The organism is Marivirga tractuosa DSM 4126 (genome assembly GCF_000183425.1).
GTDB classification, from domain to species: domain Bacteria; phylum Bacteroidota; class Bacteroidia; order Cytophagales; family Cyclobacteriaceae; genus Marivirga; species Marivirga tractuosa.
In genome coordinates this window covers 3727287-3740644 of record NC_014759.1, presented here as the reverse complement: position 1 = coordinate 3740644, position 13358 = coordinate 3727287, and the positions used below count along the sequence as shown (strand labels likewise).

Sequence of the window (13358 nt, the reverse complement as noted above, 5' to 3'; positions counted from 1 at the left end):
GGGTCTGGAGAGAAATGATTGGGCACAAGTTGGGAAGTTTGCGCCATCAGGTTGAATGCTGGGCTTAGCCTAATGAATAGTAAATATTTTCAAAGAGGTTTATATTTATTCTTTAGTGATTAGACCAAGCTCTGGCTTTTCTACATTGTATGGAGCTTTAATTTCAAAAATGCTATTGATACAACTTATATATAAAAGTTTGTCAAAAGATTCAATTTCAAACCTTTCATTTATAGTTAAATGAGCAGCATATTCTTCTAAGCCAGCACCACAAGATCCATGTCCATACGAACCTGGATTTGATTGATGATAATACTGAAGCAATATATGAAACTTACCAGAAACCCTTTTTTGTGAAATTATTTTTATTCCCTCTATATAATCGTTTTTTGATAGTTGAGTTAAATTGATTTCTGAGATGGACAAGTCATTTATTTGAAACTTCAATATTGCAGTCGTTTTCCAGCTATATTCATGTTTTACATTTATTCGGACAGGATAGGTATCTCCATCTTTTTGCTTCCACAAAAAGTCTTGATGGCCTTTCTGCTGAATAAACTGTTCTTTGAACTCATTTATTTGACATTCACCAGTGAATGAATAATTGATTGGGTCGGATGGAACGAATAGTTTTTTAGAGATTTCACATTGGTCTGTATAACAAACGGATCCCACTAAGGGGATTTTCTTGCCAATTTTTTTATACATATACCAACCATAAACTAATCTTGGAGTCCATTTACTTACCATATTGGTACAAGCTTCACTGGATTCTTCAAGCCTCATAATGATTGGGTATTTTTTATTTATAGCTCCTTCGTAAACTATATATCTGTCAAATATTATTTCATGATCGATTGACCACTTTCCCTGAGCAAATGAATGAGCTGAGATAAAAATGATCAAAAATACGGTTGTGAATTGTCTCATAAATATAAAGAGTGGTTACTGATTTGGTATAAGCAGACACTTTTGCGTGAAGTAAATGGTAAACTTCATATTTGCCACAACTTTACTTGATGTTATGGCCTATTTATTTTCTTCGTAATAGGAAAGATATTTTAATAATTTACTGTGGTCAATTTGAAGATAACCATCAAGAACAAAATCGTGATTTTTAAGCTTCTCTTTGGCTTCTGGGTAACCTGCTAATGCTGCCATAAAAAGTTTATACATTGCTCCTTCAAATTCACCAGCATTTGAGGGTGGGTTCTCAACATATTCGGACAGGAATTTTTGCAATACTTCAGAGGATTGACATGCTGGAGATAAAACCATCGATTCTTTTAAATCTAAGGGCTCATTTCTTGATATAATGAATTTCTTAAGTGGTAAAAAACCCATCTTCCAACTATCGTCTTTAGGCAACCAAACCAATGATTCAATCATAATTTCATCCTCTCTAATCACTATGTTTGCGTGATCAGCGGCTCTAACTTCGATTAGTTTTTGATCCTCATTGGTCAAGCCAATTCTAGTTTCTGAAACTACGTATTTATTTTTACTGAGGCGTTCAGGACGGTAACCTGTTGCCAGAATCGCTCCTTTTGCAGTTGGTATATGTAAATTCGGTTCCCAACACCAGGAACAATTATTAACATCTATTATTTCCACTCTGCTACTGTGAACATATCCAGTCGTACCATTAAATAGCTTAACTGACCACCAGCTCCCCTCTTTTGACTGCACAGTAAAAATTTCATATTCATATATTTTATCGATGACATTACCGGCAGGTTGATTCCGGACATTTGTGTAGCCGTCTGGATCATTAATTATAGCTTTATCTTGGCTATATAAATACAGTGGAAAGATTAATAAAATTAATATGGTTCGTTTCATACTTATATCATTAATTATTGGCTATAGCATTTACTGCAGATCTGGTGCACTTTCTTTATGGTTTTGATACTTACTTTAGTTGATAAATTAAACTTAGTTAAAAATGATGTGATTTTAAGAGGTTTTGGAGAGAAATGTTTGGGCATAAGCTGGGAAGCCAGCGGGGCTCAATTACAGAGGTTATAGCCAAGCACTTTAGCAGCTATATCTGAATTTATAGTATTTATCATTAGTAATTGTTGGCTATTTTATCTGCTATCAAATCCTCAAAATCTATGGTATAAGTTTTAGATTTATCTGGAGAGGACCAATTGCCTGTTAAATATTTACCGTTATAATTTATGGCGTCTGAGCTATAGTTTTTTGAAATTTTAAATTTGAAACTCCCCGTGATTTTTCCATCATGACTTTCCTTGAGATATATTTCTCCATCATTAATGTAGCCATTTAATTGAAGTGCAACTTTGTTGCTATCGTAATAGTAGCTACCTGAAATCGTATTGTCTTTCTTAATCTGAAGCCCCATTTTAAAAGCGTATTTGTTATCGATTTTCCCTGTAATAAATATGTTTTTTGGAGCTAAGGAAAGTGTTTTATGTGAATATGCTAACTTCTCAATTCGGTTCATTGACAAGTATTGATCATCAATAAGAACCTGTCTTCCATAATCATTGAGATTATTCTTTAGACTATCAAACAGTATACTGTTTGAATAGGAAGGAGTGCATGCCTGAATTACTCTTGGTACACAGTCATCATCATTCAATGAAAGCAAAATAGTGTTATTGTCTGTGGGGCCATACTGTATATCATAAAAGCTACAATAAGGTAAGGAACCTTTTCCTGCACATTTTTCAAATTCCTTTATTGTTTCTTTGATCCCTGTTAACCAATATTTTTCTAAAAAATTAAAATAAGAATCTGCCTTAAACAACTGATGAAATGGAATAAATGTAGGATCGATTAATTTTCCAGTTTCGAGATCTACAAAGAATTCTCTATCAATATAGTATATGGTGTTTGTCTCTAATTCTCCACTAAAAGCAATTTTTGCTACATCTTCTGCAACCACTATATCGTGAAATAAACTAACCCAATTGAAATTTTCAACTTTTTCAGGATCTAGGCTACTGATATTAAATTCATTTCTAATGGTTTCATTAATAGTTTCGATCAATTTTTCATTTGTACCTACTGCTATTGGAATATGGGAGTCATTGGGGAACTCTACTGATTTAAATTCAATTGATTGCGATTTTAATGAATGCGGAAGTAAGTTTAAAACTCCAAAGGTGATGAAGAGGGCTAGGAGAGATAAATCGTGTTTTATATTAAAGTTTAATTTCATGTAGGGCTAAATATTTATAATTGTAAAATTAAAAAAGCGCTGGATCCCCACCCAGCGCTTATATTTCAACCAAAACCTTACAAAGTCATTGACTTGTATAAGATAAGGTCGAGGTAGTTACACAGTCAACCAATTACAAGTATTTGGGACTTAATTCTTTTTGATTGTCATTACTCCATTCTCTGTTTTCTCAGTGAAAATTAAGTTTCCATTATTGTAGTATTTTGTGACTGCATATTGCCCTGAAACCCACTGAGCATCTGGTACATTGTCCGAATTATCAAAGTAATTTTTATCGGAGTATTTCCGGATTAATTCACCGTTAAAATAAAATTCTTCTTCCTTCGCACTACCGCCCTCATCAGAACCTGCATCAAGCTTATACATCACATTTTGCAGTGAATCTATATAAACCTCCTCTAACCTTTGGTATTCGCCCATCGATCTACTTTTGGTATCCCCTTTTTTATAGATGCCTTTAGCAATGTTTTCGTTAATAAAGGTGCATAAACTGTCAATTTTATTCCTGACAGTATCTAATCCATATTTTTCTGTTAATTCTTTATTCTCTCCCTTTGACTTAAACCTTCTTGCTCGCACATGTTCATCATGCTCGGGAGAGTATATCGCATCTGAAATTAATCTGTCCTTTTTATCTTTATCTAACCACCTAATAATCCTACCATGCTGATAATAGTACCTGTTTTCTTTTTCACCTTCTACTTTAAAAATGAAAAAAGGACCGTATTTATTGAGGCTTGAATTATAAAAATTTTCGTATTGGATTCCTTTAGCGCTATCGTTTACGATTATTTTATTATAGCTTTTTTTCATTTCGATATTACCCTTCTCTAGTTTGAATGTAGAGAAATTTGACTGCTTAGCTTCACTTTCAATGTTGTTGTAAGCTTGCCTTATTTTGCCTATCTGCTCTTTTAAATCGTAAACCTTTGGTGATTTTAGAGGAGAGTTGCTCAATAATTCGCCTTCATAATTCCAGTAGCCTTCATTTACTAATCTGTCTCCATAGTCTCTACTGTCATCCTCTTTCTGTAGAAAGAATAAATCGTTTTCATCATCGTAACCAATGTGTTCGTATCCTATCGGTACAATCTCATTTCCTTCGCTGTCTACAATTCCGTATTTATCCAGATACTGAGCTTTTGTATAACCATATTCATTCATGGGTTCCAGGTGATGGTATTTTAATGGGATCACAATGTCGCCTTTTTCATTTACCATTCCCATTCTGCCCTTATGTCCAATAATGGCAAAGCCGTTTGTGAATTTGTAAAATTCAATCTCATCTTCCAGGTAGCCTGTTATGGGATCTTCCGGTGAATTGAACTGCTGACTGTCGTAGTAAATAGAATCGATTGGGGCTCCATCTTTCTTGTAAAGATTAATATTGTAATTGTATTTATACCTCATCAACAGATTGGCAGATAAGAATTTTAATTTTCTTGTTTCAAAGGGAAGTATTATATCCCCTTTGAAATTAATCAAAGCACTGTTAGTAGGTTTTGATGTATAGCGATCTGTTGGACCATTATATACTATTGCTAGGTCACCTCTAAATGGGTCAGCTTCATCAAATTTGAAATCGATTATAGTATCGCTATCAATATTGATATACCCCCATTTTTTATTTGCCTCGGCAGCTAGTATGTTGGTGTTTCCGGGTTTGAGATCGGAATACTTGAAATTCATTATGGTATCTCCCTTCATGTTCAGGATACCGGAAATGCTATCTTTCGTTAGCACCAGTAGACTGTCTTGGAAAGAGGCTATTCGTTTATATTCTGCAGGATACTTAATCTTCTCATTTACAATTAGGCCGTAGCTATTTTGGCTGCGATTACTTTTTACGGCAATTCGAAAGGTTGAATCATTAATTATCGCTACATCTTCGTACTGGCATTTAACAATTTCTTTTCCTGATTTATTAATAATTCCTACATCACGATAGTTCCTTGTAACAATGGCAAGACCATCTTCGAAAACAATTTCTCTATCGTACACGGGAAGACAGACTTCCTCCCCCACTCTGTTTATAAGACCCCAGCTTCTGTTTTTCTTAATTAATACTAAATTGCTATCCAGTATCTTTATTTCTTCATAATTATACTCTATGATTTGATTAGCTGTCGTATCAACAGCTCCCCATAATTTTCCCTTTTTTGTGGGTATTATACCGGCTTTGGTTTTTCCTACAGCGTCAAAACTTGCAGATTTATCAATATAATCTCCTTTATTATTTATGATTTTATAAGTTTCATTTTCTTTCACCCAGGCAAAACCCTTTGAGAAAAAGCCACAACCATCAAATATAGGTCTGATTACGAATTCATCTTCATTATTTTTATACCCCCATTTATCATTACTTTTAAAAGGCCATATTTGGTTGGGGTCGAATTGCTTTAATACAAAAGAGGTATCTTTTTCAACATATGACAGGGAGGTTTCTGAGATTGATTCCTCTTCAGATTGATTAGAATTTTCTGTGCAACTTGTGTAGAGTAAAGAAAAGCTTACGATTGAAAATAAAAAATACTTTGTCATAAGTTGGGAATAGTCAATGATTATGTGATTTCGTTTGGTTATGGAATTTAAATATAATTAATTAGGCTTTAACTACAAATGGATGCTTAAAAGGATATAAAACTATACAAAATTAAGCCATTTACTGAGCTGGTGAGCGGCCTGCTGAACAACTGAAGCTTTACACTTTATAAGCTGTTGGTTGTATTTGTGTACAGGTTAAAGACACAAGTGACACGTTTGCCAGCGGGCATTTTCGAAATTTATGACGAGTAGTACGAACGCGTTTTGCTTCACAACGCTCTCGATTTGATTGGTACTTCAACAGCTGAAAATGAATAACTTATTACCTTTTTAAATAATTTGAAGAGAACTAAATTGAGTTGAATTCGTGTTACAATATTTGAAGTACGAAAAATTTAATGTTACTTTGTAACAAGTAATCGACTGGATAAACTTATGGATCAGAATAAATTAATTGGACTCAACTTGAAGAGGTATAGGGAAAGTCTAGGATTGTCACAAGTGCAATTAGCGGATTATTTAAGTATTAATAGAGAGGAAATTAGTTACTATGAAAATGGTAAAAGAACCATGCCAGTAAAGCTAATTGAAAAGGCTGCTAAGCTTTTTGGTATAGATGAATTCGATTTGTATGAAAGTGATCCTGAGCACAATGACGCCAAAGTAGCATTGGCATTTAGAGCTGATTCTTTAGGTAAAGAGGATCTTGAGCAAATAGCTGATTTTAGAAAAATTGTTCTTAATTATTTAGCCATGAAAAAAGCCGCAGTCAATGAACCCGCTTATTCTTGAGAAAAAGGCAAATGATTTTAGAAATCATCATGGCTTTGGTAGTAACGATAGTATTAGACTGAAGAGTTTACTACATAAGCTAGATGTTTTGACTGTGTTCAAGCCATTAGGAGACGGAATATCAGGTATGGCTTTAAAAATTGATAAAGACGCTCAGACCAAACGATTCGTTTTAATTAATAGTAGCAAAACATTAGGGCATCAGCATTTTACCATTTGTCATGAGTTGTATCACTTATTTATTCAAGAGAATTTTAGTTCAATGGTATGTATAGCTGGAGAATTTAAAAGAAAAGATAAGGAAGAGTATAATGCTGACTTGTTTGCAGCTCATTTGTTATTGCCTGAAAATGGTATAAAATCACTCATACCTGATAACGAATTAAGTAAAGATAAAATCAAATTAGGTACACTCTTAAAAATTGAGCACTATTTCTCATGCTCCAGAGCTGCTTTATTGTATAGATTAAAGGAACTGAAAATCATTAGTTTTGATAAACTTGAGCAGCTTAGACCAAATGTAAAAAAGGGAGCTATTGGATATGGATATTCCACTAAGTTATATGAAGACGGAAATCATCATGAAGTAATTGGTGACTATGGTAGTTTAGCTAGAGACCTTTTTGATAAAGAAATTATTTCGCAAAGCCATTATTATTCATTATTACTTGATTTAGGGATGAATAGTAGTGAAATAGAAGCTCTCGAGAACAGTGAAGAGTAAAAAAATAATACTCATCGATGCGGATGTCGTTTCACATTTTATTACTGGTGGAGCGATAACTCTATTGCCCACAATTTTTAAAAATAAAATAAAGATACTTGATAAAGTTTACGATGAACTATCAAAATTTAGAAATAAAAAAGCTGAAGTAGATAATTTATTGAGATTCAAACTTATTGAAAAGATTGATTTTCCAGAGGAGAATCACGAAATAAGGAAAGAGTATATGCATATAAAGAAGGTAATGTTTAAGGGAGACGGAGAGGCTGCTTGCCTTGCTGTTGTTCGTAAAACTAAAGATATCTTGGCAAGCAGTAATCTAAGAGACATTGCAAGTTATTGCAAAATGCATGAACTAGATTATTTGACTACTATGGATTTCCTTTGTGAAGCCAAAACGAAAAATATTATGTCTGAAACCGATTGCGATAATTTTATCAAGAGGGTTAAAGACGCTGGAAGTAAGTTGCCTGTGAACTCTATGAAGGATTACAATTGTAAAAGTTGAGTTTTGTTTATTCTCACCATTTAAATTCTTTCATTAAATAATTTCTCTTATAAGACTCAAAAAATATTCTAGCTGGCTGTCGTCTTTAAAACAAAAAAGCCCTAAATCGTAAGATTTAAGGCTTTTTGTGTTCAGATTAATACTGAAAGTGGGCCCACCTGGACTCGAACCAGGGACCACTTGATTATGAGTCAAGTGCTCTAACCAGCTGAGCTATAGGCCCTGAAAATACACAACCGACTGGCTGTCTGTTTTTCGGATTGCAATGTTACGGAATTGCACTTAATTGCGCAATATAAAATCAAGGAATTAATAAATTATTTTTACTTTTCCTTTCTACGCTTAAAGCCATAAATCAACTGATCCTTCAATTCTGATGGAAACTGATCCATATCATCAAAGCCCAATTTTTCATCTCTTCCATCTTTAGGAATATAATTCGTCCCAAAAATATAATCCCAGATGCTTAAAGAAATTCCGAAATTAACCCCTGTTTTAGAAGGAATATGTTTAGCATGATGCCAAATATGCATTTGCGGATTATTGAAAATATACTTGAAAGGCCCTAAAGGAACACGGATGTTTGAATGGTTAAAATGACCAATTGCCAATGCAAATAAATGCACCAATAAGAATTCCTGTATTCCAAAACCTATCATGGCTAAAGGAATATATTCTATGGTTCTGTAAACGATGGTTTCCATCCAATGGAATCTTAGGTGCGCAGCAAATCCCATTTGCTCTACAGAATGATGAACTTTGTGGAACTCCCATAAGGTAGGCACCCTATGTAATAATCTATGCACATTCCAGTGGATGAAATCCCGAAGGATAAATAATGTCAATAGCTGTGCCCAGACTGGCCAGGTATTGATTTCAATAGCGACTAGGTTTTCTATTCCAAATAAGCCTAAAAAGTCATTGAAAAGCTCTACAAATACATTGGAGATAGCATAGTAGCCTACCAATGAAAATAAGAAAAAATTGAAAAACATATAAAAAGCATCCAACCAAAAGTCTTTTCTGATTTTGGGTTGGTCCTTTCTCCAAGGCATCGTTAATTCCAAAGTATAAAAGAAAATTGAAATGCCGATTAACCAATACAAATAATTACCCCAATGCAGGTTGAAAACTTCATTCCCCACATATCGGGCATAGTCTTTAAAGGAGGTGATAAATATATCGATGTATTCCATTTCTCTTATTTGGCTTCTATAACGAAGATAAGACAAAAGCTGTTCAGAATACTGTAACTGATGTTACGTTTAAAAAATACTTGGAAAGAAAAAAGCCTCCGAAAGGAGGCTCTAAATTTTACAATGGAATATTTCCATGCTTTTTCTTCGGCAGGGTATCCACCTTATTTTCCAACATGGAAAATGCTTTGATTAGCTTTTTCCTTGTATTAGAAGGAAGGATCACTTCATCGATATAACCCCTATGAGCTGCTCTATATGGATTGGCAAACTTTTCAGTATATTCCTCTACCTTTTCGGCAAGCTTTGCTTCTTTATCGTCTGCAGCGGCAATCTCCTTACGGAATATAATTTCGGCTGCACCTTTAGCGCCCATCACTGCGATTTCAGCTGTAGGCCAAGCATAATTCATATCAGCACCAATGTGTTTAGAGTTCATTACATCATAAGCACCCCCATAAGCTTTTCTTGTAATCACAGTTACTCTTGGAACTGTAGCTTCACTAAATGCATAAAGCAACTTAGCTCCGTTAGAAATAATTCCATTCCATTCTTGGTCAGTGCCAGGAAGGAAGCCAGGAACATCTTCAAATACTAATAATGGAATATTGAAACTATCACAGAAGCGGACAAAACGAGCCGCTTTTTTACTAGCATCATTGTCCAATACCCCAGCTAAAGAAGCCGGCTGATTACCCACTATCCCTATACTTCTACCTGCTAAGTGAGCAAAGCCTACCACTATGTTTTCTGCATAATTCTTATGTACTTCAAAAAAACTGCCAGCATCTACAGTCCCTTCTATAACCTCACGCATATCATAAGGCTGATTAGGATTATCAGGAATGATATCATTTAATTCCCCCCTGCTTTCATCATCCTTCAATTCGTAGGGAACTGAAGGAACAGGATCTTCACAGTTTTGAGGTACATAACTCAATAACCTTTTTACATTGTTAATACATTCCAATTCATTTGCACAAGAGAAATGCGTAACACCACTTTTGGTACTGTGCGTACTAGCTCCACCTAATTCTTCAGAAGTTACATTTTCTTGGGTTACGGTTTTCACAACATTAGGACCTGTTACAAACATATAGCTTGTGTTTTCCACCATCATAATGAAATCCGTCATGGCTGGTGAATATACGGCTCCTCCAGCACATGGCCCCATTATTGCAGAAATTTGAGGTATAACACCCGAAGCTCTTACATTTCTATAAAAAATATCAGCATATCCACCTAATGAAACTACGCCTTCCTGAATTCTGGCACCACCCGAATCATTCAACCCAATTAATGGAGCGCCATTTTTCATAGCCATTTCCATAATCTTCACGATCTTCTCTGCATGGGTTTCGGATAAGGAGCCTCCAAATACTGTGAAATCTTGGGAAAACACATAAGTTAATCTCCCAGATACGGTTCCGTATCCAGTCACTACTCCATCTCCAGGATAATGCTGCTTTTCCAGTCCAAAATCCTTGCAACGGTGCATTACAAATTTGCCAATCTCTTCAAATGAACCTTCGTCCATCAAAAGGTCAATCCTTTCTCTTGCTGTTAATTTTCCTTTTTTATGTTGAGCTTCAATTCGGTCTTCACCTCCACCCTTTAAGGCGGCCTCATTTTTCTGAGCTAATAATTCGTTTTTCCCTTTATTGGTCGGTTTGGTATAAACAGGTTTTTCCATATCGTCTTTTCCCATAGTAAAATCTATTATATAATTTCAAAATCAAATATTACAAAAAATTGCTGTACAATACTGAATAGTGGTTTCTTCCAACTCTTTTTTGTAAAGTTACCCAACAGGCACTTTTTAAAATCATTCAAAGATAGGACAGGTAAGAAGAAAAACGAATTTTTTATAGGCAAACTATAAGCACTTGTTTAACAAATCCTTTTCAAAAAACATAATCAATAAAAAAGGCTACCCAAATGGATAGCCTATGTCTTGAAGTATTTTAAATAATTTATCGATCTATATTATTCAAATCTACAATTTGAACTTCAACTCTCCTATTTTCAGCTGCATCCTTAGTATCTGCTCTTGTAGAACCATATCCTTTTGCAATAATCCTCCTTCTTACTATTCCTTTGTAATTAAAGAAGTTTACCACCTCTATAGCTCTTTTATTAGATAACTTCCTGTTAAATTCAGGATCACCTTCTGCAGATGCGTAACCTGAAATTTGTATACCTAACTGCTCATTACCTTTAATTTTCTGATAAATCTCCTGCAATTGTTCATTGTATTTAGCATCAAATTCGGAAGCTCCTACATCAAAATATATTTTATATACAGGTTCTAACAATGATTTATCGTAGTTAGCTTTTGGCTTTTGTTCCTTTTCTTTCTTCTGCTTTTCAGCTTCTTCAGTAACATACATAGTAGGTAAGGAATAAATGGTTTCGCCTTCCACAACTCTACTTTTCAAAGTAGTGGTATCGCTCTCATCATAATAATAAGTTCTACTAGCAATTTCCATTTCATCCTCATTCTCACTGAAATCAACATCCTCAATGGGATTTACTTTATACATTAATTCCATCATGTAATTGAAAGCAGCGGTATCCTCAGCGGCAATAATAGCATCCATCATATCATAAACATCCAAGCTATCCCCTTGTACTAACATGGCCTCATTAGCTTGCCTTGGAGTATAGGAGTCCCCACCTTGTTTAGTATCATAAAAAGCATTATTAACGGATACTTCTTGCCCAACCACTACATCAAACTGCTTGATTAACTTTAAATTAATCTTTTGATAGAGCTCATAGAAGTAGGTTTGATTAGGCACATTAATATTTAAAGTATAGGGTAAGTACCCTTCTGATTCAATAATCAAATCGTAGTTCTTGCCTGGAGGCAGAATTATCAAATAGTTCCCTGTTTTAGGATCAGGATCATATACATAATCCACTTTGGTGTTATTTTCATTGTCTACTAATTTAATTTTAGTAGGAACAGGCTGCTCGTCCTCACCGGCAGTAATTTTCCCTTTTAGCATGGTTAGTGGAATATTAGCATATTTCTCAGGCATATCGAAAATATAGATATCCTGTCCTCCATAACCCCCTTCTCTATCAGATGAAAAATACCCTTTACTTCCGTCCGCTGACAAAGTGAAATAATTATCATTGAGCGGAGTATTAATTGGATATCCCATATTTTCAGGCGTTGTCCACTTCCCTCCTAGCACATTGGTTTTGAAAATATCTCTACCGCCCATTGACTTTTCACCATTGGAAGTATAATATAAGGTCTTCATATCGGGGTGAATGAAGGGAGCATCTTCATCATATTTTGAATTAACTTCGGCTCCTAGGTTTTCAATATTGCCCCAATTACCGTTTGCTAGTTTTTCTGCTACCCAAATATCCATTCCGCCAAATCCTCCTGGTCGATTACTTGCGAAATAAATTTTCTTCCCGTCAGGAGTAATAGAACCAGTACTTTCTAAATCCCGTGAATTTAAGCCTTCTATTGCAGATGGTTGGCTCCAGCCCTTACCATCCTTTTTCATCATAAATAAATTCCCTCTATTTCCAGAACCTATAAATACCAACATCTGCTGACCATCAGGAGATATTCCAGCAGTACCAACATTTTCATCAGTTCTAATTTCAATTTTAGAAGGCTCTCCCCAATCGCCTGAACTTTTATAAGTAATGTAAACCTCTTCTGCTGCTCTTCCCGTCCTAGCGTTTGGCCTTAGAGAAGTAAAAGCCATAACTGATTGATCAGCCGAAACAACTGGATTATATTCCGTAAATTCAGAATTGATCGGAGGAGCCATTCTTTGAATGTTAATGTCCTTCTTTTGACTTAGTAAACGCTTAGCATTTTCACTTTTCGCCTTTTCCAATTCGACCTCTGCTCTTAATTTAGCATCATTACCACCTAAGGTCTTGAGATACTTATCATAGTACTCTGTTGCCTTTTGCAACTTCAAATCCTTATGAAATGCTTGAGCCATGTAATAATAAACTTCATCTGGAATCTGTTCAAAATTGCCCTGCTTCTCAAGCTTTTCAAAAATGGGTGATGCTTTTAACTGATCTGTTGCGTTGGGCATGTTAAGATAAGAAACCCCTAACATATAATTCACATAAGGCTCATTTGCTCCTAGCTCCACAGCTTCAGAAAGTGATTTTACTGCACCTTCGTAGTTTTTAATTTTGAAAAGATTCTCACCTCTATAGATTAAGTCATCTATTTTATTCTGTTGAGCATAGACCACTGATGAGATGAGCATGCAGAATAGAAAAACAAGTGATTTTTTCATGATATTATGGCTTTTATTTAGTATTAATTTCATAGCTTTCAAAGATACCTAAGAATAACGAAGATATTCTTCTCTTGTTTATTCAAGAGAAATA

General features: G+C 34.7%; 10 protein-coding genes and 1 tRNA gene. 3 read left to right on the top strand and 8 right to left on the bottom strand.

Translation table 11 applies throughout. The annotated features are described in order from the left end of the window. Positions 1–105: 105 nt before the first annotated feature. The 4 genes from FTRAC_RS15835 to FTRAC_RS15820 form a co-directional block, all read right to left on the bottom strand. Positions 106–930, bottom strand: coding sequence for a hypothetical protein (locus FTRAC_RS15835; RefSeq protein ID WP_013455282.1), 825 nt, complete (start codon positions 928–930; stop codon positions 106–108). A gap of 99 nt (positions 931–1029) precedes the next feature. After that, the gene (locus tag FTRAC_RS15830) at positions 1030–1842 is read right to left on the bottom strand and encodes an SH3 domain-containing protein (RefSeq protein WP_013455281.1); all 813 of its coding nucleotides are present in this window, start codon (positions 1840–1842) and stop codon (positions 1030–1032) included. A gap of 229 nt (positions 1843–2071) precedes the next feature. Next, entirely contained in the window at positions 2072–3190 is a 1119-nt protein-coding gene (locus FTRAC_RS15825; protein ID WP_013455280.1) for a hypothetical protein, read from the bottom strand. A gap of 150 nt (positions 3191–3340) precedes the next feature. Then, a complete protein-coding gene (locus tag FTRAC_RS15820) occupies positions 3341–5752 on the bottom strand; it encodes a WG repeat-containing protein (protein ID WP_013455279.1) in 2412 nt (803 codons plus the stop codon). Positions 5753–6190: 438 nt separating this feature from the next. On the opposite strand from FTRAC_RS15820, the gene FTRAC_RS15815 reads away from it, so the two are divergent. From FTRAC_RS15815 to FTRAC_RS15805, 3 genes are read left to right on the top strand one after another with little or no spacing between them, the layout of a single operon-like run. Next, positions 6191–6547 (top strand): helix-turn-helix transcriptional regulator, encoded by a 357-nt coding sequence (locus tag FTRAC_RS15815; protein WP_013455278.1) that lies wholly within the window; start codon positions 6191–6193, stop codon positions 6545–6547. Continuing rightward, positions 6528–7271, top strand: a complete 744-nt coding sequence (locus tag FTRAC_RS15810) for an ImmA/IrrE family metallo-endopeptidase (protein ID WP_013455277.1) — start codon at positions 6528–6530, stop codon at positions 7269–7271. The genes FTRAC_RS15815 and FTRAC_RS15810 overlap by 20 nt, the downstream gene beginning before the upstream one ends. Then, positions 7261–7779, top strand: coding sequence for a hypothetical protein (locus FTRAC_RS15805; protein WP_013455276.1), 519 nt, complete (start codon positions 7261–7263; stop codon positions 7777–7779). Before FTRAC_RS15810 ends, FTRAC_RS15805 begins: the two co-directional genes overlap by 11 nt. Before the next feature lie 149 nt (positions 7780–7928). Here FTRAC_RS15805 and FTRAC_RS15800 read toward each other — a convergent pair. The 4 genes from FTRAC_RS15800 to FTRAC_RS15785 form a co-directional block, all read right to left on the bottom strand. Then, a tRNA-Ile gene (locus FTRAC_RS15800) sits at positions 7929–8002 on the bottom strand. 100 nt (positions 8003–8102) lie between these two features. After that, the gene (locus FTRAC_RS15795; protein ID WP_013455275.1) at positions 8103–8975 is read right to left on the bottom strand and encodes a sterol desaturase family protein; all 873 of its coding nucleotides are present in this window, start codon (positions 8973–8975) and stop codon (positions 8103–8105) included. Between the two features lie 118 nt (positions 8976–9093). Then, a complete protein-coding gene (locus FTRAC_RS15790; RefSeq protein WP_013455274.1) occupies positions 9094–10683 on the bottom strand; it encodes an acyl-CoA carboxylase subunit beta in 1590 nt (529 codons plus the stop codon). Between the two features lie 265 nt (positions 10684–10948). After that, positions 10949–13264, bottom strand: coding sequence for an OmpA family protein (locus tag FTRAC_RS15785; protein ID WP_013455273.1), 2316 nt, complete (start codon positions 13262–13264; stop codon positions 10949–10951). Positions 13265–13358 lie beyond the last annotated feature (94 nt).

Coding starts and splice junctions, on each gene's coding strand:
- FTRAC_RS15835 (WP_013455282.1), bottom strand. CDS start 930: ATGAGACAATTCACAACCGTATTTTTGATCATTTTTATCTCAGCTCAT.
- FTRAC_RS15830 (WP_013455281.1), bottom strand. CDS start 1,842: ATGAAACGAACCATATTAATTTTATTAATCTTTCCACTGTATTTATAT.
- FTRAC_RS15825 (WP_013455280.1), bottom strand. CDS start 3,190: ATGAAATTAAACTTTAATATAAAACACGATTTATCTCTCCTAGCCCTC.
- FTRAC_RS15820 (WP_013455279.1), bottom strand. CDS start 5,752: ATGACAAAGTATTTTTTATTTTCAATCGTAAGCTTTTCTTTACTCTAC.
- FTRAC_RS15815 (WP_013455278.1), top strand. CDS start 6,191: ATGGATCAGAATAAATTAATTGGACTCAACTTGAAGAGGTATAGGGAA.
- FTRAC_RS15810 (WP_013455277.1), top strand. CDS start 6,528: ATGAACCCGCTTATTCTTGAGAAAAAGGCAAATGATTTTAGAAATCAT.
- FTRAC_RS15795 (WP_013455275.1), bottom strand. CDS start 8,975: ATGGAATACATCGATATATTTATCACCTCCTTTAAAGACTATGCCCGA.
- FTRAC_RS15790 (WP_013455274.1), bottom strand. CDS start 10,683: ATGGGAAAAGACGATATGGAAAAACCTGTTTATACCAAACCGACCAAT.
- FTRAC_RS15785 (WP_013455273.1), bottom strand. CDS start 13,264: ATGAAAAAATCACTTGTTTTTCTATTCTGCATGCTCATCTCATCAGTG.